The 19,764-nt window shown below is 67.6% G+C and carries 20 protein-coding genes; 15 read left to right on the plus strand and 5 right to left on the minus strand.

The features are described 5' to 3' along the window. Positions 1–60: 60 nt before the first annotated feature. From ACWF4Z_RS20815 to ACWF4Z_RS20830, 4 genes are all read right to left on the minus strand, one after another. Positions 61–729, minus strand: a complete 669-nt coding sequence (locus tag ACWF4Z_RS20815) for a pentapeptide repeat-containing protein (RefSeq protein WP_452244738.1) — start codon at positions 727–729, stop codon at positions 61–63. Between the two features lie 72 nt (positions 730–801). Next, on the minus strand, positions 802–1,689 hold the full coding sequence (locus ACWF4Z_RS20820) for an ROK family protein (RefSeq protein WP_452244739.1): 888 nt from the start codon (positions 1,687–1,689) through the stop codon (positions 802–804). Between the two features lie 39 nt (positions 1,690–1,728). Beyond that, positions 1,729–2,400: a hypothetical protein gene (locus tag ACWF4Z_RS20825; RefSeq protein WP_452244740.1), complete on the minus strand. Its 672-nt coding sequence runs from the start codon at positions 2,398–2,400 to the stop codon at positions 1,729–1,731. Beyond that, complete coding sequence (locus ACWF4Z_RS20830) at positions 2,397–2,921, minus strand: SigE family RNA polymerase sigma factor (RefSeq protein ID WP_452244741.1); 525 nt, start codon at positions 2,919–2,921, stop codon at positions 2,397–2,399. The genes ACWF4Z_RS20825 and ACWF4Z_RS20830 overlap by 4 nt, the downstream gene beginning before the upstream one ends. Positions 2,922–3,000: 79 nt before the next feature. On the opposite strand from ACWF4Z_RS20830, the gene ACWF4Z_RS20835 reads away from it, so the two are divergent. From ACWF4Z_RS20835 to ACWF4Z_RS20905, 15 genes are all read left to right on the plus strand, one after another. Then, complete coding sequence (locus ACWF4Z_RS20835; protein WP_452244742.1) at positions 3,001–3,834, plus strand: alpha/beta fold hydrolase; 834 nt, start codon at positions 3,001–3,003, stop codon at positions 3,832–3,834. Between the two features lie 53 nt (positions 3,835–3,887). Beyond that, positions 3,888–4,427 (plus strand): hypothetical protein, encoded by a 540-nt coding sequence (locus ACWF4Z_RS20840; RefSeq protein ID WP_452244743.1) that lies wholly within the window; start codon positions 3,888–3,890, stop codon positions 4,425–4,427. Positions 4,428–4,481: 54 nt separating this feature from the next. Continuing rightward, the gene (locus tag ACWF4Z_RS20845; RefSeq protein WP_452244744.1) at positions 4,482–5,201 is read left to right on the plus strand and encodes a YcnI family copper-binding membrane protein; all 720 of its coding nucleotides are present in this window, start codon (positions 4,482–4,484) and stop codon (positions 5,199–5,201) included. Between the two features lie 2 nt (positions 5,202–5,203). Then, on the plus strand, positions 5,204–5,716 hold the full coding sequence (locus ACWF4Z_RS20850; RefSeq protein ID WP_452244745.1) for a copper resistance CopC family protein: 513 nt from the start codon (positions 5,204–5,206) through the stop codon (positions 5,714–5,716). Between the two features lie 203 nt (positions 5,717–5,919). Then, positions 5,920–6,840: a copper resistance D family protein gene (locus tag ACWF4Z_RS20855; RefSeq protein ID WP_452244746.1), complete on the plus strand. Its 921-nt coding sequence runs from the start codon at positions 5,920–5,922 to the stop codon at positions 6,838–6,840. A gap of 65 nt (positions 6,841–6,905) precedes the next feature. Next, the gene (locus ACWF4Z_RS20860) at positions 6,906–7,391 is read left to right on the plus strand and encodes a MarR family winged helix-turn-helix transcriptional regulator (protein ID WP_452244747.1); all 486 of its coding nucleotides are present in this window, start codon (positions 6,906–6,908) and stop codon (positions 7,389–7,391) included. Between the two features lie 149 nt (positions 7,392–7,540). Then, the gene (locus tag ACWF4Z_RS20865) at positions 7,541–9,073 is read left to right on the plus strand and encodes an ABC transporter substrate-binding protein (protein ID WP_452244748.1); all 1,533 of its coding nucleotides are present in this window, start codon (positions 7,541–7,543) and stop codon (positions 9,071–9,073) included. Beyond that, a complete protein-coding gene (locus tag ACWF4Z_RS20870; RefSeq protein WP_452244749.1) occupies positions 9,074–10,012 on the plus strand; it encodes an ABC transporter permease in 939 nt (312 codons plus the stop codon). Next, a complete protein-coding gene (locus ACWF4Z_RS20875) occupies positions 10,009–10,797 on the plus strand; it encodes an ABC transporter permease (protein ID WP_452244750.1) in 789 nt (262 codons plus the stop codon). Before ACWF4Z_RS20870 ends, ACWF4Z_RS20875 begins: the two co-directional genes overlap by 4 nt. Continuing rightward, a complete protein-coding gene (locus tag ACWF4Z_RS20880; RefSeq protein WP_452244751.1) occupies positions 10,794–12,383 on the plus strand; it encodes an ABC transporter ATP-binding protein in 1,590 nt (529 codons plus the stop codon). Before ACWF4Z_RS20875 ends, ACWF4Z_RS20880 begins: the two co-directional genes overlap by 4 nt. Then, positions 12,380–13,438: a pyridoxal-phosphate dependent enzyme gene (locus tag ACWF4Z_RS20885; protein WP_452244752.1), complete on the plus strand. Its 1,059-nt coding sequence runs from the start codon at positions 12,380–12,382 to the stop codon at positions 13,436–13,438. Before ACWF4Z_RS20880 ends, ACWF4Z_RS20885 begins: the two co-directional genes overlap by 4 nt. A 116-nt stretch (positions 13,439–13,554) precedes the next feature. Next, the gene (locus ACWF4Z_RS20890; protein WP_452244753.1) at positions 13,555–14,355 is read left to right on the plus strand and encodes a Rossmann-like domain-containing protein; all 801 of its coding nucleotides are present in this window, start codon (positions 13,555–13,557) and stop codon (positions 14,353–14,355) included. A 77-nt stretch (positions 14,356–14,432) separates the two neighbouring features. Continuing rightward, positions 14,433–15,608, plus strand: coding sequence for an MFS transporter (locus tag ACWF4Z_RS20895; RefSeq protein ID WP_452244754.1), 1,176 nt, complete (start codon positions 14,433–14,435; stop codon positions 15,606–15,608). A 102-nt stretch (positions 15,609–15,710) separates the two neighbouring features. Next, positions 15,711–17,237: an alkaline phosphatase family protein gene (locus ACWF4Z_RS20900; protein WP_452244755.1), complete on the plus strand. Its 1,527-nt coding sequence runs from the start codon at positions 15,711–15,713 to the stop codon at positions 17,235–17,237. A gap of 124 nt (positions 17,238–17,361) precedes the next feature. Next, positions 17,362–18,039, plus strand: a complete 678-nt coding sequence (locus tag ACWF4Z_RS20905) for a DUF1707 SHOCT-like domain-containing protein (protein ID WP_452244756.1) — start codon at positions 17,362–17,364, stop codon at positions 18,037–18,039. 170 nt (positions 18,040–18,209) lie between these two features. Here ACWF4Z_RS20905 and ACWF4Z_RS20910 read toward each other — a convergent pair whose 3' ends face one another. Continuing rightward, entirely contained in the window at positions 18,210–19,760 is a 1,551-nt protein-coding gene (locus ACWF4Z_RS20910; RefSeq protein WP_452244922.1) for a dolichyl-phosphate-mannose--protein mannosyltransferase, read from the minus strand. Between the last annotated feature and the right edge of the window lie 4 nt (positions 19,761–19,764).

A 19,764-nucleotide genomic window follows, 5' to 3' on the forward strand; every position in this document is an offset into this window, starting at 1 on the left:
CCTAATGGGCGTTCCGAGCGCTCCCACCTCGGCGTGGGCAGGCTCACGCCCTGTACAGGCTCAGGCGAGCTCGTCCGGGTGGGCTAGCGTGATCCCGGTGGCCGTGGTGACCGCGCTGGTGAACGTCAGGGTGTCGATCGGGGAGGAGGCGGCAACGGTCGCGCCGGCCAGGGAGGTGAGACCGCGGGCGGTGTCCCAGGTGCAGTCGATGAAGACCGCCCGGGACGCCTTGACCTGGGAGAACTCGGCGCCGGTGAAGTCGCAGCCGCGGAAGACCGTGCCGCTCAGGTCCGCGGAGACGAAGTCCGCGTTCTGCAGCCGGCAGTCGGCGAACTCCACCTTGACGAACTTCGCGAACCGGAACGACCCGAAGTCGAGCACGCTGTCGCGGATGGTGGTGTGCTGAAGGCTCATCCCCGGCCCGGCGAACCCGGTCAGCCGCGAGGACGTGATCGCCACCCGGGTCAGCGCCGCATCGGACCACCGCGCGTTCGCGACATCGCACTGAGACAGCTCGACGTCGACCAGGATCAGCTTCTCCAGATCCGACCCAGCCAGCTTGCATCGAGTCAGCCGACACCCACTCACCTCAAGATGCTCAACCTCGAGATCACTCAGATCCACCTCCTCCAAGCCCACATCCACCAACCGGGTCTCATCCTCGATCTCGTCACGCGCAGGCGACGCCGGATCAAGCTGAGCACGCAGTCGAGGCACGGCAATCTTCATGACCAGACCGTACCCACACCCCCGACAAGAGTGGCGGGCGCTTGGCGGGCTGAGTGAGCGATCTCCAGGCCATCACAATCTGTGGTTCCGGTGGAGGTCAGGCGTGAGCCCGTCGCTGGTCGGAGATTGTGATGGCCTGGAGATCGGGGTGCGGATGCGGAGGTGGTGGGCTGCGGCGCCTATCAGGGCGGAGTTTTCGGTGTTTTGGGTGGCTGAGGTGTTGGAGGGAAAGACGTCGGTGACCAGGTCGAAGGCGCCGGAGATTGAGCCGCCCAGGACTGTTTTGGTGACGCCGAAGCGGTCTTGCCAGGGCTTGAGGGCGGCTGCCAGGACGGCGAAGGCCGTGTGGAGCACCTCGTGGGCGGCTTGGTCGCCGGCTCGGGCCAGGTCGGCGATCTCCTTTACGCCCGGGGCTTGGCCGGGGTACGCGCGCAGGATGGCGCGGGCGGAGATGGAGTCCTCCAGCGGCTTTCCGTCGTACGACGTCTTGTAGAGCTCACCGCCGGGCGGCACGGTCTCGCCCTCGCGGACCACCTGTCCGTCGGCGAGGAACGCCGTACCGATGCCGGTGCCGATCGTCACGCCGACGCAGCGTTCGACGCCTCGGACCTCGCCCGCGGTCCACTCGCCGACCGCGAAGGCCTCGGCGTCGTTCATGAACATCAGCCGGTCGAGGCCGAGCTCGGCACGCAGGGCGTCACCCAGGTTGTACCCGTAGAGCTGGTCGAACTTGTCCTGCCCGCGATACCAGGCCACCCCCGTGGCGAAGTCGAACGGCCCCGGCAGCGCCACCGCCAGACCGCTTGCCAGCGGCAACTTCCGGGCCGCGTCCGCCAACTGGCCGACGACGACCTCAGGTGCCTGCTGGGATTCGAGTTTCGCCCGGTCCACCACGTCGACGACCCACCCGCCCGGCGACACGATCGCCGCCGTGACGTGGCTGCCCCCGATTTCCAGCACCGCTACATCCATGGCACCCATCATCCATGACCAGGCGGATCACCAGTGGCCGAGGAAGGTGGAGTAACCGTTCGCGGCCAACCCTTTGGTCTCAACTGTCGGCAGCGGGCCTGGCCACGGATACGGCTCGACGTACCGGTAGATGTACAGCTTCCCCTTCAGGATGGCGTCGCCGCTCACCCCGTCGCCGGTCTGTACGAGGACCCGCACGGTCGCCCCGTGGGCGACGCCGAAAACGGTGAGCAGGCTGCTCTTCTCGTCGAGCGGACTCTTCCGGACCAGGACCCCACCGCGGCCCGCGAGCGGGACGTTCGGCACGCCGCGAGTGCCGGTCACGCAATAGGCGAACTGGGTCCGGTCAGGCTTGCGCATAATCCAACCGGTTCCGTTCCGGTCCTTGACCGAAGCCATCTGCTCCCAGCCTTCGACCTCCGCATCGTGCAGGATGCGTCCGGTCGACGTCGTACACAGGGTGTCCGCAGGTTTCGGGGCGGGCTGGGTCGCGGGTGCGACGCGCCGATCCTGCAGGTCGACGGCTACCGCAACACCGGCGGCGACCACCGCAACCGCGGCGACGGTGGCTATTGAGCCGACGATCCGGCGATTGCGGGTACGACGGCGGCCGGCGGCGATGAGCTTGGTCGGGTCCGGACTGAACGGCAGCGGACGCTCGGTCGCCCGGTCCAGCAGCATCTTCAGTTCCCGGGTCATGTCAGCCCCGCGAAGGCTGTGAGTTCGATCAGTGCCGGATGCGAGCGGAGTTTGTCGAGGGCTCGCATCGTCTGGCTCTTGACGGTTCCAGGCCGGCAGTCGAGCACGGCGGCGGTCTCGTCGACGGACAGTTCGTCGAAGTAGCGCAGGACGACGCACGCCCGCTGCCGGGGCGGGAGCTCGGCCAGCGCCTGGGTGATCACGAGCCGGTCCTCGAGGACGCCGAGCGGATCGGAGCTGTCGGCCTCTGCCGCGAAGTATTCCTCACCGCCGACCACCTCCTGGCTGGACTTGCGACGCAGTCCGTCCAGCGTCGTTGTGACCACTACCTTCCGGGCGTACGCCGTGACCGCGCCTTTGCGCTGGATCCGGGCCCAGACCCGGTACAACCGGATCAGCGCCTCCTGAGTCGCGTCCTCGGCTCGGCGCCAGTCTCCGCACAGTAGGTAGGCGGTCCGGCACAGAGCGTTGGACTGATGGGTGACGAAGTCGACGAAGTCCTTCTCGTCCTCTTCTTTCACCCGGCGGCCCTCCGCTCTCTTGCCGATCCAACGTGGTGGGCGGGCCAAACGGTTGCATGAATACGGCACACTCTTTTTCGTGCCCGAACTCATGGTCGACGGTCTCCGGCTCACCTACCACGTGCACGGCAGCGGTCCCGTCTGCCTGGCGCACCCCGGCGGACCCGGCATCCACTGGCCGTATCTCCGCCTGCCGGAGCTCGAGAAGCACCTGACGATGGTGTACGTCGAGCCCGTCGGCACGGGATCGTCGGACCGGCTGCCGGACGACAAGTACACGATGGAGCGCTACGCGTACTTCGTCGACCAGCTCACCCAGCACCTCGGTGCCGACAAGGTGTTCGTGCTCGGCCATTCGCACGGCGGATTCGTCGCTCTGCAGACCGGGCTCGACTATCCCGAACGCGTGGCCGGGCTCATCGTCTACGACTCGATGGCCTACAACGGTCAGGAACTCGGCGAGCAGGCGTTCCGCAACATCGAGGCGTACGCCGCGGCCCGCCCGGCCGGCGATCCACTCGCGGAGCAGGTCCTGGCCGCGTGGAAGGAGTCCACGAACGATCGCGACCAGGAGCTGGACATGCTGCAGCGCCTGCTCCCCGTGTACTTCAAGGACTTCGAGGCGATCGAGCCGCGGCTCGGTGACTGGCTGCCGATGCTCGACCTGACGTACGACGCCAACCGGCAGGACTCCGCCTGGGACATCCGCGGCCGGCTGGGCGAGTTCGTCGTACCGGCTCTGGTGATCGTCGGGGTCGCGGACTTCATCTGCCCGGTGAACTCGGCCCGCGAGCTCGCCGACGGGATCCCGGGTGCGGACCTCGTGATCCTCAACCAGAGCGGTCACTTCGGTCACATCGAGGAGCCGGACGCCTTCACCGACGCCGTACGGAAGTTCATCGCCGCGCACTGAGGGAACCAGCCGGTCCCTTCGACCGTAGAGTGACTGGATAGAGGGGAACAGTCATGCCGGTCCGGAGTAGCGCGACGTCTGTGGTTGCGGCGCTGAGCGTCGTAGTCGCAGTGGTCGGTCATGCGCTCGTCGGTGGTGGCCCGGTCCCGCTGGTCGTCGTACCTCCGCTGGTTGCACTCGCCGGGGTGTGTTGGCTGCTGGGGGAGTACCTAGCTGGTGAACGATTGCTCACGGCCCTTGTCCTGGCTGCAGTGCAGCTGTTGGTGCACGTGTCTCTAGACTCGGCCCATCCGCCGATGGACCACGACATGGCGATGCAGCCGGGAATCGGGGGCAGTCTGCTGATGACCGCGACCCACCTGTCGGCGCTGCTGGCCGGTGTCCTGGCGGTCGGTCAGGCCCAGCACTGGATCTACCGCATCCGGCGGCTCCTGGCTCGTTTCCTTCCCCAGCTCCCGGTCCTTCATCGGGTACGGCGTCCTGCCGTCGCGTTGCTCGCCCGTGCGTCCGCGCCGCGGCTGGTCGGGGCCTGGCTGACCTCGAACGTGTGCCTGCGCGGGCCTCCCGTCGTACGAGTGCTTTCCGTTTCCTGAACCGGCCGCGTGCTTCGCGGCCGGGACTCCTCGTACGACCGTGAAAGGTTCTTCATGCCCAAGAGATTCGCCCTGCGAGCCGCCGGGATTGCCGCGGCGTCCGCACTTGTCCTGGTCGGTGCCGCCACCTCGGCGTCGGCCCACGTCACGGTGTCGTCGCCGGACGCCAAGCCCGGTGGGTACGCGAAACTGGTGTTCCGCGTACCGACCGAGTCCGACAACACCAGCACCACCAAGCTCGTCGTCTCGTTGCCCAAGGACCATCCGTTCGCGTCGGTCGGAGCGCAGCCCAAGGACGGGTGGAAGGTCGAGAAGAAGCAGGAGAAGCTCGCCGCGCCGGTCAAGGTCGGTGACGTCACGCTGACCGAGGCGATCACTCAGGTCACCTGGACCGCGACGGGTACCGGTGCCGCCGCGGGCATCCCGCCGAACGACTTCGACGAGTTCGCGTTGTCGGTCGGTAGGTTGCCGGAAGGTGTTGATTCGCTGAGCTTCCCGGCCGAGCAGACCTACAGCGACGGTGAGGTCGTCAAGTGGGCCGAGGCCGCGAAGGCCGGCGCGGACGAGCCGGAGCACCCGGCGCCGACGCTGAAGCTGGCCGCCGCGATCACTCCGGTCGCTGCCACTACCAACGAGACGAGCGACTCCACTGATGCCGTGGCGCGTTGGCTCGGTGGTGGTGGGCTGCTGGTTGGTCTGCTCGGTCTGGCGTTCGGCTTGCGTTCGCGGAAGCCTGCTCCGGTCGAGGCCGGTAGCGGGAAGGCGCAGTCGTAATCGTGCGCCGTTTGATTGCTGTACTGGTTGCGTCGCTGCTCGCTCTGGTGCTCTCCACCGGAGTGGCGGCGGCGCACGCCAAACTCGAGTCGATGACGCCGGTCGACGGGTCGTCGATGGCTGCGCCGCCGACGAAGGTTGTGCTGACGTTCAACGAGCCCGTCGGCAGTAACGGCACGCAGGTGCTGGTGAACGCGCCGAGCGGGACGAACGTCGCCAGCGGTGACGTCCAGGTGATCGACAACACGGTGACGCAGCCGGTCGGCGCGATGATCGAGGCCGGGAAGTACCAGATCGAGGCGCGTGTCGTCTCGGCCGACGGCCACCCGATCACGGTGACGGGATCCTTCACCGTCACCCACGCCGGGCACCCCGCGGTCCAACCCGCCGGCGGGACCACTACCCCACCCGCCGACAACTCCAACCTGGTCACCATCGTCGCCATGTGCCTGGTCATGCTGGTCGTCGTAGCCCTGGCCGTCGTCATCGTCCGCCGCCGCCCAGCCGCCCGATGAACCCCCAAGACCCGGACCACCCCGAGCCCAATCCCACCGCCGAACCGGTGGGTGCTCCCCTCGCGCCCTCCGACGGACCGGGTGGTGGGTCGGGTGGTGCTCGCCTCACCCCCTCCTACGGACCGGGTGTGGTGAATCGGTCTGGGTGGTTGGTGGGGTTGGGGATGGTTGCTGTCGGCATTGTTGTGATGGTGGTTTGTCTGGTGGCGGCGGGTGGGGCGCCGAAGGCGTTGCCGGCGGGGTTGCTGGGGGCTGGGATGCCGTTGTCCTGGTCGGTTCCGGTGTTGCGGTTCGTCGCGGATGCGGCGGCTGTGGTGACCGGGGGCGCGATGGTTGCCGTCGTACTGTTTTTGCCGGCGGTGGACGGGAAGCTCGGCGCGACGGCGCTGCGCGCCTGTCAGGACGCAGCGTTGGCGGCTGGGGTGTGGGCGGTCGCGAGCATCGGCGGGTTGCTGGCATCCGCGGCGGTCATTCTCGGCATCCCGCTCTCGCACCTCGCCGAGCACGCCTCTGCCGCAGCTGAACTCACCCAAGTACGAGCCCTCGCGCTCACCGTCGTACTCACGGCGCTCCTGGCTGTATTCCTGAGCGGCTGCCGGACCCTACGTGCTGCTCGTATCGCCGCGTTGCTCACCGCGTTCGCGCTGGTCGGCCCGCTGCTGACCGGTCACGGCGCACTCACCCGCACCAATGCCTGGTCGGTGCTCGCCACCTCCTCACTCGTCGTCCACGTCATCGTCGCCACCGTGTGGATCGGCGGACTGGGCGGCGTACTGCGGTATGCGCGCTCTCGGCAGGCAGTCGAACTGTTCAGCACGCTGGCGCTGGTGTGCGCGGTGACGATGGGCATCACGGGCCTGCTGACCGCGGAGATCCACCTCGGCGGCCGAGGGACAGGCTGGTCGCTGATCACGCAATGGGTGACGAGCGGGTACGGCGCTCTCGTATTCGCCAAGGCGGTCGCGTTCGCGCTGCTGGTAATAGTCGGCTGGTGGCATCGCCGTACAACCCTTCCAACCCTGGCCACCGGTAACCCAACCGCCTTCCGCCGCCTGGCAACCGTCGAACTCCTCATCATGGCCGCCACCGTCGGCCTGGCCGTAGCCCTTTCGCGCACCCCCTAGATGCGCCACCGACTCCCTTGTGCTTTTGTCGGTGACATGTCAACAGGTGTCCGTACACTGGGCGAATGACGGAAGCGCGGTGGCTCGATGGGCGTGAGGCGCGGCTGTGGGAGTCGTACCGCGACACCTACCGCGAGCTGGTGCGCGTGCTGGAAGCCCGGCTGATCACGAATTCGGGGCTCTCCGGTGCTGACTACGCGCTGCTGCATCCGCTGTCGGTTGCGGAGGACGGCGTACTGCGGACCCGCGACCTCGGCAAGTCCGTCGGCTGGGAGCGGAGCCGGCTGTCGCATCAGGTCAGCCGGATGGAGAAGCGCGGCCTGGTCTGCCGCGAGGAGTGCCCCGCCGACGCCCGCGGCTCGATGGTTCGCCTCACCCACCTCGGCCGGAAGGCGATCGACGCCGCCGCGCCCGACCACGTCGACGCGGTCCGCACGTACTTCTTCGACCACCTCACCCCCGAGGAGCAGGCCCAACTGACGGCCCTCTTCGACCGCATCGCCGCGGCCATCCCCGCGGACCCCTGCACGTCCCCCGACTGCGACGAGTAGTTCGGTCACTCCCAGTACCTGCTGGTAGCTAACAGCGGACACGCCGTCACGCACAGCAGTCGATGACGCCTGCCCGAAAGAATGAGGACGTCTCGTTCGGATGCGCGCTGAATTTGACAACCGTTTTCACTAACGTGAGGATGTGTGGGATGTCGGATGCTCTGAACAGACGAGGCTTCCTGGGCCTGGCCGGAGGCATTGGCCTGGCCGCGCTGACCGGTTGCGGCACCGACGGCGAGGACGCGGTCCAGCCGAAACAGGGCGGCCGCCTGCGCGCGGTGTATGCCGGTGGTGGCGCCAAGGAAGTCCTCGACCCACACGTCCAGAGCCTGTTCGTGGATATCGCGCGCCACAAGGCGATGTACGAGAAACTCGTCGAGCTCGGACCGGATCTGAAGCCGGTGCCACGGCTCGCGTCGAAGTGGGACCACGACGGTCAGGCGTTGACCTGGCGGTTCACGCTCCGGGACGTGGCGTTCCACAACGGTGCCAAGCTGACCAGCGACGACGTCCTCTACAGCCTCGCGCGGATCGCCGATCCGTCCGCGCCGGATCGGGTCGCGCAGTCGTCGCTCGCGACGCTGGATCTGCGGCGCTGCAAGGCGATCGACGCCCGGACGGTCGAGCTCGTGCTGGCCGCGCCGAACGCCGAGTTCCCGGCGCTGCTGGCCGGGATCGGCACGCAGATCGTCCGCGACGGCTTCAAGGACCCCACCAAACCGATCGGGACGGGCGCCTTCCGCTTCGTCTCGTTCGAGGCCGGACGGTCGATGATCGCCGGCCGGTACGACGACTACTGGGACGAGCCGGCCCGGATCGAGGAGCTCCACATCCTGTCGGCGGATTCCGGTGCGCGGGCGAACGCCGTACAGGGTGGGCAGGCCGAGTATGCGAACGACATGACCGCGACCTTCGCGCGGACCGCGGAGGCCGGGAGGACCGTGCGGATCGTCTCCGCGAAGGCCAGCACGATGCAGGCGTTCGTGATGAAGGTGGACCAGCCGCCGTTCGACAACCCGGACGTGCGGCTCGCGTTCAAGCTGCTCGCGGACCGGCAGCGACTGGTCGACGTCGTACTCGCGGGTCGTGGTGCCGTCGGCAACGATCTCTTCGGCAAGGGATACCAGTACTACCCGGAGGACCTGCCGCAGCGGCAGCGGGATGTCTCCGAGGCCACGAAGCTGCTGAAGAAGGCCGGCCTGGTCGGCAAGGAGATCGAGCTCTACACAGCGGATGCGTCGGCTGGGTTCGTCGAGGCGGCGACGCTCTTCGCCGAGCAGGTCGCGGAGTCGGGCGTCCGGCTGAAGGTGACGACCGGGAGTCCGCAGACGTACGCGAAGGACCTGCTGACGAAGGGTGCCATCGGCAACCATCGGTCCGGCGCGATGCCGATCCCGCAGTACATCACGGATCGCCTGCTGACCAAGTCACCGTTCAACGTCACGCACTGGCGGCAGCCGTCCTTCGATGCGGGCTTCGCGGCCGCGCAGGTGCTGACCGACGAGACGGCTCGGTCGGCGAAGTACGCCGTACTGCAGAAGACGTTGCGCGACGACGGCGGGATCATCGCGTGGGGGTTGCCGGACTATCTGGTCGCGGTGTCGGCCAAGCTGCAGGGCGTGCAGTCGGTGCCGCCGAACACACTGGACTCCGGGCGGTTCGACAAGGTGTGGCTGGCCTGAATGCGGTCGTACGCCGCGCAGCGTGCTCTTCTCGCTGTGATCCAGCTGGCTGTGCTGTCCGTGCTCGTCTTCGTGCTGACGTCGTTGCTACCGGGTGACGCGGCGGACCTGCGATTCACCGAGACCCTGTCACCCGAGCAGGTCGATCGGTTGCGGGCGGAGTTGGGTCTGGACCAGCCCGCGCTCGAACGGTTCGTGCACTGGTTCGGCCACGTGCTGACAGGCGATCTGGGTACGTCGTTGATCAGTGGCGGACCCGTGGTCGACATCGTTCGGGACTCCGTCGGTGCGACGCTGGTCCTCACGCTGGCGACGCTCGCCATCGTGGTGCCGCTGGCCGTTGCCTTGGGCATCGTCATGGGAACGCGCGAGAACGGGCGGCTCGATCGGGCGATCACCTCGGTGACGCTCGCGTTGTCGGCGATCCCCGACTTCGTCATCGCGGTGGTGCTCGTTGCCGTGTTCTCCTTGAAGCTGGGATGGTTGCCGGCGACCTGGATCGGGGCGGACCTGCTCACGGCGCCCGGGTTGTTGGTCCTGCCGGTCGCGGTGTTGCTCGGGCGGACCGTGTGTCTACTCTCACGGCAGGTCCGCGCCGGGACGATCACGGCTCTGCATGCGGAGTACGTCGTACAGGCTCGGCGGCTCGGGATTCCGCGGCGGCAGTTGTTGCTGCGGCATGTGCTGCCGAATGCCGCCGTGCCCGGGGTGCAGGAGTTGGCGCGGACCGGTGACACGCTACTCGGCGGGGTGTTGGTGGTCGAGGCCATCTTCGCGATCCCCGGGTTTGCGACCGCGTTGGTGGATGGGGTGGAGACGCGCGATGTCCCGGTTGTGCAGGGGTTGACGCTCGTACTCGCGGTCGCCGCGTTGGTGATCAACCTGGGTGCCGACCTGGTGTGCAATCGCCTGGTCCCGCGGACGGAGCTCATGCGATGAGAGCCCCGACTGTGGTGTCGGGTGTGCTGGTTGGGGTTCCGCTCGTCGTGGCGGTCGTCGGGCCGCTGATCCCGGTTCGGGACGCACCGGGCTTGCCCTATGCGGGTGATGGGCCGCTCGGGACCGATGGGCTCGGGCGAGATGTGCTGGGGTTGCTGCTGGTCGGCGGGCGGACGGCGCTGGGGATGGCTCTTGGTGCGGTCCTGATCGCCTATCTGGTGGGTGGACTGATCGGGTTGGTCGCTGCGTCGACCAGGCATCGGTGGTTGGACGAGGTGTTGATCCGGCCGCTTGACGTGTTGTTGCCGCTGCCGTCGTTGCTGGTGATCAGTGTGGTTGCGGTCGGGTGGCGGGCATCGGCGTTCGCGATCACGTTGGCCGTTGCCATGGTCAACGTTCCTACTGTTGCTCGGTTGGTCCGCGCGGCGGCGCTGAATGCCGCCAGCTCGCCGGTGGTGGAGGCGTTGCGGATGCAGCGGGAGTCTTGGGTGACCATCAATCTGGGGTACATCGGTCGGTCTGTGCTGGGGCCGGTCGCCGCGGATCTTGGTACGCGCATCACGCTGGCGGTCTTTCTCGTTGCCTCTGTCAACTTCCTGGGGTTGGGACTCAGCCCCACCGCGCCGGATTGGGCCGTCAGCATCTCCCGCAATCGTGAGGGATTGCTGCTACAGCCCTGGTCGGTGCTGGCTCCCGCTCTCCTGCTGGTCTCGTTCACCCTCGGCTTCAACCTGCTCGCCGACCGCCTCGTCCACAAATCCCGCCAACTGGTGGAAACCCGATGAAAAGCAGAGGAGAGGACAGCCTGGACCCGCAGCAGCAAGCGGCGGCGGCGCCGCCGGGCTGGCTTGTGCGGGTGCGGGGGCTGGGGGCGGTTGCCGGATCTTCGATCCTGGTGGATGGCGTCGGCTTTGACGTGTTCGCGGGAGAAGTGACGGCCTTGGTGGGTGCTTCGGGGTCGGGGAAGACGACGTCGGCGCTGGCGCTGTTAGGGGAGTCGGGGCAGGGGGTGGAGCTGTCTGGTGAGGTGTGGGTTGATGGACAGTTGGTTGTCGCAGGCAACGCCGCGGCGATCCGGGGGCGAGTGGTGGCGTATATGCCGCAGCATCCGGGAAGTGCGCTGAATCCGGCCCGGCGGGTGGGGACGACGTTGCGGGAGCTGGAGCGGCTGCATCATCCGGGGGACGGAGGCGTCGCGCGGGAGGCGGTGCGTATCGCCCAGATCCCGGAGGGGACTCTGCGCAGGTTCCCGCATCAGTTCTCGGGTGGACAGCGACAACGAGTCGCGTTGGCCCAGGCGTTGACGTGCCGGCCGAAGGTGTTGGTCCTGGACGAGCCGAGCACGGGGCTGGACTCGATCACGCGGTGGCAGTTGGTGAACGAGTTGCGCGACCTGGCGACGAGCGGACTGGGGATCTTGTTGCTGAGTCACGATCTCGACCTGGTTCGGGCGCTCGCCACCCGCGTCGTGGTCCTCTCGGCCGGCCAGGTGATCGCCGCCGGCGGCACCGACGTACTCCCGCAGAGCCCCCAACTCACACCGGCGGGAACCACCGTCGCCGGACAACCGTTGCTCCAAGCAATGAACCTGTCCGCGTCGCTGCGGCCGCGCGGCCGTGATCCTGTCCTGCACGAGCTCGACTTCGCCGTCCGCGCGGGCTCCTGCCTCGGCATCGTCGGCCGGTCCGGTAGCGGCAAGACCACGCTCGCCCGCTGTCTGGCCGGCCTGCACGAGCGCTGCACCGGCCGCCTGCTCCTCGACGACGAACCGCTCCCGGTCCTCCGCAAGCGATCGCGCGAACAGATCCGCCGGATCCAGTACGTCTGGCAAGAGGTCCGCGGCTCGTTCGACGAACGACGTCCCGTCGACCAGCAGGTCGCCCGCACGGCGCAACGCCTGCGCAACCTGCAACCCCGGCAGGCCCACGCCGAGGCCGTCGCCACCCTCGCGCGCCTCGGCGTTTCCGCGATCACCGCGGCCCGCCCGCCGAGCCGGCTCTCCGGCGGCGAGTTGCAGCGCGCGGCCCTCGCCCGGGCAGTCCTCGCGGATCCCGACGTACTGATCTGCGACGAGATCACCACCGCGCTCGACGACCACGGTACGGCGCTCGTCGTCGACCTGCTCACCGAGCTCAAGGACCGCGGTACGGCGCTGATCTGGATCGGTCACGATCTCGGTCTGGTCGCGGCCGTCTCCGACCAGGTCCTGGTGATCGACGGCGGCCGGGTGGTCGAGCAGGGACCGCCCGAGCAAGTCATGACGCATCCGGTCTCACACCTGACCCGCCGGCTGGTGAGGGCCGTCGACCTGGGTCACCCCATTCCTCCGCCCGCGTTGATTCCCGAACCGAGGAGCGAACCGCGCCGATGACGCGACTGCACGACCACCTGGCGGAGGCGATCAAGGATCCGGACCCGATCCGGGTCGGTACCGGATCAGGCGATCACCTGATCTGTTTACGGTTCGAGACGATGAAGGTGTACTCGGCGCTCAGCGCCGTACGTCATCTGCTCGAGACCGGCGCGGTCCGGCCCGGGGACACCCTGATCGACAGCTCGAGCGGTATCTACGCACATGCGCTGGCGCTGGCGTGTCACCGCTACGGGATGAAGTGCCACATCGTCGGATCCACCACGGTCGACCGGACGCTGAGGATCCAGCTCGAGATCCTCGGCGCGACCGTCGAGCAGGTGCCGTCGTCCAACAACCTGCAGCTCGACCAGAACCTCAGGGTCCGGCGGATCGGCGAGATCCTGCGTGACAACCCGACGTACCACTGGATGCAGCAGTATCACGACGACATCCACTACCTCGGGTACGGCGCTGTCGCCGAGCTGGTCGCCGAGTTGGTACCGACCGGGCCGCTCTGCCTGGTCGGCGGGGTCGGGACCGGGGCGTCGACCGGTGCGATCGCGGCGTACCTGCGCGAGCGTGGACGGGACGTGAACCTGGTGGGTGTGCAGCCGTTCGGCAGCATCACGTTCGGGGCCGGACACACGCAGGATCCGGACATGATCATCGCCGGGATCGGCAGCTCGATCGAGTTCCGGAACGTGCGGCACGAGCTGTACGACCGGCTGCACTGGGTGTCGTTCGAGTACGCCATGTCGGCGGCGGTGGAGCTGCTGCGGACGTCCGGTGTGTTCGCGGGGCTGTCGGCGGGGGCGGCGTACCTGTCCGCGCTGTGGGAGCACAACTGCGACAGCAGCCGCAGGCACGTGTTCCTGGCCGCCGATACCGGGACGCGCTACGTCGAGTCGGCCTTTTCGCGGCATGCCGAGGCGCAACCGATGGCGTCGATGCGGCCGCGGGAGATCGACTCGCTGGACGAACTCGCGGTGCCGTGGTCGGCGATGTCGTGGGATCGGCGGGAGTCGGCCTGGGCGCGGCGCGAGGAGTTTCCATCTGCGACCCCGTCGCATTAGTCTCGTGGGGTGACGGGTTATGTCGTGCTGCCGCGCTTCCAGCCTGCGGGTCGTTCCGAGTTGTCTGCCCTGACCTACCACCCCGAAAGGCTGGCCGATCTCCCATGATCCCTTCCGTGACCGCCCTCACGTCAGCAGTTCTCGCCGGATCGCACGGGCCCGATCCGTCGACGCTCTCCGTGACGAGTGCGTTCTGGCTTCACCACACGACTCGGTTACCGGGCGCAGACGTCACCTACCGGAACTACTACGTTCTGCTTCGGGTCGGCGAGGTCTTCGGCGCGTGCTCGTTCGAGTCCGGTGAGCTCGACCCGTCGTACTGCGAACAGGCGTCCGGTCTGTCGCTGGATCGAGTCATCACGGATGCTCCCCTCCCGGTGCAGATCGCTGCCCTGGATGCGTATCTCGCGTCGGTCCAGCCGCATCACCTGTCGACGGATGCGGAGGAGGTCGTCCTTCCTGCTGGTACGCCGGATGTCCGCGCGCGGGCTCGGGATGCCGCCGTCGCCGGCCTGCTGGAGGTTGCCGACGGCACCAAGGTGGCTCTGATCGGCGTCGTGAATCCGTTGGTCGACGCGATCACGGCTCGCGGTGGCATCTGCCTGCCGTGCGATTTCAACCTGCGCGAGACCGCGTCCGGGATCCCGGTTTCCCGCGACATGACGCAGGTTATCGACGATTCCGATGCAGTCGTCGCGACCGGAATGACCTTGTCCAACGGGACTTTCGACGTACTCGTCGAGCGTTGCCGTGAGCAACAAAAGCCACTCGCCATCTATGCTCAGACCGGAAGCGCCGTCGCCCGCGCCTTCCTGGGTTCAGGTGTCACCGCCCTGTCCGCCGAGCCCTTCCCCTTCTCCCAGTTCAGTGCCCGCCCGACCTCCCTTTACCGCTACCACTCCAGGACGGACACATGAGCACGAACAGCGCGCCGGTACCAACAGCACCCGCCATCGTGCGTGGTGCGGGGGAGGGGGTGCCTGGGGATTTGCGGATGGCTCGGCGGTTGTGGCCGTTCTTGGTGGCGTCCACGGTGAGTCTGATTCCGTTCACCGTGTTTGGGATGTATCTGGTGCCGATCTCCGCGGCCGCGGGTGGCAGTGTGGCGGAGATCGGTGGGTTGCGGGGGCTGGGCGGGTTAGCCGCATTGATTGTCGGATTCTCGGTGGCGCCGTTGATCGACCGGCTGGCGCGAGAGTTGGTTGCGGCGGGCGGCCTTGCATTGCTGGGGATTTCAGCTGCATTGGGTGCTGTAGGCAACGTGTTTGCACTGGCAACCTTCTGCCTGCTGATCGGTGCGTCGACCTCGCTCCTCGCACCCTCGATCGGCGCGGCCGCAGCGGATCGGTTCAGGTCGCCGGCGGCCGCCGGACGGGCCGCCACGCTGGTCTCGGCGACGACCTCGGCGATGGCGATGCTGGCGGCGCCGGTGCTTGCCGGACCTGGGTTGATCTGGGGTTGGCGCGGCAATCTGCTCGCAGCGTCGGCCATTTCGCTCACCTTGTCGGCCGCCTTCTTCTGGCGCGGGCGCGGGCGGAAGGCCCCGCTTCGAGCCAACGGCACCACGCTGATGAGCTATCTCGCGACCTATCGCGAGCTGGCTCGGATCCCTGGTGCGCTCCCACTCCTCGCGGTCGCGATGCTCAGAACCGCCGCATTCATGGGGTATCTCGCCTACCTTGCTGCCTTCTACGACGAGAGGTTCGATCTCGCGCCAGGCTGGTTCGCGCTGGTCTGGTCGCTCAGCGGCGCGTCGTTCTTCCTCGGCAACCTCTTGGCCGGTCGCTACCTCGCGGTCGAGCGACCGTGGATCGGCCCGGAGAAAATGCTCGTCGCCGGCCTGGGTCTCGCCCTCATCGCTGTTGCAGCCTTCTACTTCTCGCCGACCCTCCCGCTCACCTTGCTCCTGACCGCGTTGATGGGCGCAAGCCACGCAACCGTCGCCGCCTGCGTCACCACCCTGTTGGTACGGCGAAGCGGCGACCTCCGCGGGTCGGCACTCAGCGTCAACGCCGCCGGGATGAGCCTCGGCACCTTCGTCGGCGCGGCGATCGGCGGCCTCGGCCTGAGCCTCGGCGGCTACCCAGGCACCGCCTGCACCTTCGCCGCCATCACGATCATCGCCCTCGCCTTCGCCCTCCGAGTCCGAAGCCAGCCAGCCACAGACTGATCCCCGCTGCTGTTCACCTGTCTGCCATCGCCAGGTCGTTGACCCTGGTCCGGACCATTGATGTCATTGGTCCGGACCAATGACTCGACCTCGGAGGAGCCCGTGAACCGCCCCCTCGCTCTGACCGCAGTGGCCGCTGTGGCCCTGACCTCACTGCTCACCACGACCGCCGGCGCCGTCGCGCCGGCTCCGACCGCCCCCGCGGCGCGCGTGCAGAAGGTGCTCGTGATCGGCATCGACGGCGCGCTCCTCAGCAAGATCCAGGCCTTCAACACCCCCGCGATGAAGGGCCTGATCAGCTCAGGATCCGCCAGCCGAACCACGCTCTACGCCAACCCCTTCGCCCCGACGCTGTCCGGTCCCGGCTGGGCCACCAATGCGACCGGCGTCTGGCCGGACAAGCACAAGGTGAAGAGCAACAGTTGGGGCACCGGCACGAACCTCACCCAGTACCCCGACTTCCTGACCCGGATCGAACGAGCCCGTCCCGAGCTCTCGACGTACGCGATCGCCGACTGGACGCCGCTGACGACCGACGACGCCGGCCAGGCGATCTTCACCGACGAGATCCAGCGCAAGGTCACATACGACGGTGACGCGCTCGGCTGGGCGCAGGCCGACGCGAAGATCGCGACCGAGGCCGCCGCGTACCTGAAGAGCAGCGGGCCGGACGCATCCTTTGTCTACTTCGGGAACGTCGACATCGCCGGCCACAGCTGTGGAGCCGCAGGCGCCTGCTACCGGACCGCGATCGAGCAAACCGATCAGCATGTGGCGACGCTGCTGGCGGCGATCACGGCGCGCCCGACGTACGCGAACGAGGACTGGACCTACCTCATCACCGCTGACCACGGGCACACCGACGCCGGTGGACACGGCGGCAGTTCGGTTCCTGAGCGGTCGTCGTTCATCATCCGCAACGGACCTGGTACGACGCCTGGTACGCCGGCGATCGCGCCGAAGAACGTCGATATCGCCGCGATCGTGCTGAGCCGCTTCGGCATCACCGCGCCCGATCTCGACGGACAGGTCTCGCCGACCTCGAACGATCCGTTCGACACGCTGGTTGGATCGCTCCAGTCGCGGTTGGACGAGACCGGCGTACCGGCCGATGTGAAGGGCTGGACGCACACCACTCCATCGGGGTGGACGATCGACAACACCGGACTGGGGACCGGCGGCGTCCGCGAGTGGCAGGGGTGGTCGTTCACCACCGACGACTTCTGGACGCGGGCCGCGCCGGACCAGAGTCGTGAGAGCAACGTGCGGGCCCGCGGGGTCTTCGCGGTCGCAGACTCGGACGAGTGGTCGGACAAGACGCGATCCGGACTGTTCAACAGCAAGCTGACCTCACCGGCGTACGACGTCTCCGGCGCGAGTACTGCGGTGCTGACGTTCTCGTCGCATTACCTCAAGAGTGGCGCGGAGACTGCGTCGGTTCTCGTCTCGTTCGACGGCGGCACTCCGCAGACTGTTCTCACGTACACCGGCGACACGATCGCCAAGCTCGAACGGTTGACGATCCCGGTCCCGGCCGGTGCGAAGGGCGTCAAGGTCACCTGGTCGCTGGCCAAGGGCGACAACGATTGGTACTGGGCCGTCGACAATCCCCAGCTGACGAAGAGCTGAACCTGCCTCCCGGACCGCCCGTGCGGGCGGTCCGGGAGTAGGGGATGGACCGGAGTCGGCCAGGGATGTGATCGGGGCCGATTCAGGGTTCCGTCGGGCCTGGTTCGTAATATCCTCGACGTTTATGGAGAACCTGCCCGACCGCCCTCACCCGCACGCGCATCTGCGCGCGTCCGACACCGATCGCGACCAGGTCGTCGACGTACTGCGGGACGCTCTGATGTCGGGACGGTTGTCACAGGACGAGCATGCCGATCGCCTCGAACAGACCTTGCAGGCTCGGACGCTGGGTGAGCTCGAGCCGATCACGCGCGACCTCCTCGTACCGGGTCAGGCCGCGCCTTCGCCGTTGGCCGCGGTGACGCCGTCGGCGTCGACCGGGCTGGTCCCGATCGAGGAGCCGGCGGATCCGGAAGCGAGCTTCGACACGATCGTGGCGATCTTCGGCGGCGCCGAACGGTCGGGCCGGTGGCGGGTCAAGCGCCGGACGAACGCGTTCGCGGTCTTCGGTGGGCACGACCTGGACATGACCGATGCGGTCTTCGAGGGCCGCGAGGTGGCGATCTGGGCGTTCGCCGTCTTCGGCGGGATCGACATCACCGTCCCCGAAGGCGTTGCCGTACGCAACGAAGGCGTCGGTATCTTCGGCGGTTTCGGCGCCCGCGGCAGCGACGAGCCGGACCCGGACGCACCCGTCGTCGTGGTCAAGGGCCTGGCCCTGTTCGGCGGCGTCGGCGGTCAGTCCTCAGCCAAACGCCACGGCAAAAAGCGCAAAGACAAAGGTCACCACGAGCTCCACTGACCCCAGCGGACGAGCCGGAAGCGCTAGCTGAGCGTTCAGGGCATCCGCACCCGGTTCTCCAGGCCATCACAATCGCCGACCAGCGACGGGCTCGCGCCTGACCTCCACCAGAACCACAGATTGTGATGGCCTGGAGATCGCTCACTCAGCAGCTGATCCTTTCCTGGCCTTTAGATCCAGGATTTGAACCACATTCGGCTCAGCCAGTCGGGGTGGGGGAGGACTTTGTCGGTGAGGATGGGCCAGATGTAGGCGAAGTTGAGGACTACCAGGACTACGAACGCGCCGACTACGGCGCTGCCGATGAGTCTTCGGGGGGTTGCGGCGCTCAGGGCGGTCTTGGCGGGGCCGAGGATCTTGCCGAGGATCAGGGCGAGTGCCATCACGGTGAACGGGATCATCGTGACGGCGTAGAAGAAGAAGATCGGTCTGGTGTCGAAGCCGAACCACGGCACCCAGGAGGTCACATAGCCGACGATCACCACCCCGAACCGCCAGTCCCGGGTGCCGATCCACAGCACCAGGGACGCGATCAGCGCGAGTGCACCGGCCCACCACAGGATCGGCGTACCGATGGCAGAGATCACCGAGAGGCAGTTCGTCCCGGCCGGCGGATTGCAGCCCGGCGTACCGGGTTTGATGTCGTTGACCGCGTCGAACCCGATCGGGCGGGCGATGATCGGCCAGCCGGCCGGATTCGACTGGTACGGGTGGGTGGCGTGCTTGATGTAGTCGCCGGTGTGGAACGCCAGCACTTCCTGGTGATAGTGGATCAGTGATCGGAAGTCGTCCGGGACGATCTTCATCACGCCGTGCGCCGGATTCTTCGACGCGTAGTCGTGGTCGTAGGCGTTGTCGTGCAGCAGCCAGCCGGTCCAGGTCGCGAGGTAGGTGATCAGCGCGACCAGCACGATGCTGACGAACGCCGGGATCCCGTCGACCAGCACCGACTTAACCAACGCCCAGCGCACCCCGAGCGCACGCCGAGCGCCCCAGTCCCACAGGAACGCGAGAATGCCGAAACCGGCCAGCACCCAGACCGCCGACCATTTGGTCCCGCAGGCGAGGCCGAAGCAGATGCCGGCCATGATCCGCCACGGGCGAACCAGCAACCAGCGCCCGACCGTACGGCGCTCTCCGTCAGGTGTCGGGGTGTCGAGCGACTCCGCGTGCCGGCGGCGGGTCCAGTCGCGGTCGGCGACCAGGCAGGAGACCGCGGCGATCGACCAGAACGCGAGGAAGATGTCGAGCAGGGCGACCCGCGACATCACGAACTGCAGTCCGTCGGCGGCCAGCAGGATGCCCGCGATGGCGCCGATCAGGGTCGACCGGGTCATCCGCCGTACCAGCCGGATCACCAGCAGAATGGTCAGCGTGCCGAACAGCGCCGGCATGAACCGCCAGCCGAACGGCGTCATCCCGAACAGTTGTTCGCCGACCGCGATCATCCACTTGCCGACCTCGGGGTGCACGGTCAGGCTCGGGGTCGCCTTGAAGACGTCCAGGTTGCCCGCCAGGATCGCCTTGTCGGCGGCTCCCTCGGGCTGATCGATGAACTGCCGCGCGTACCCGAACTTGAGCAGGCTGAATGCGTCCTTGGCGTAGTACGTCTCGTCGAAGACGAACTTGACCGGGTTCGACAGGTTCCAGAACCGCAGGACCCCGGCCATCACGGTGATCAGCAGCGTCGCGATCCACCCGCCGTCGAACTCCCGCGGCATCGGC

Source organism: Kribbella sp. NPDC055071 (assembly GCF_053608045.1).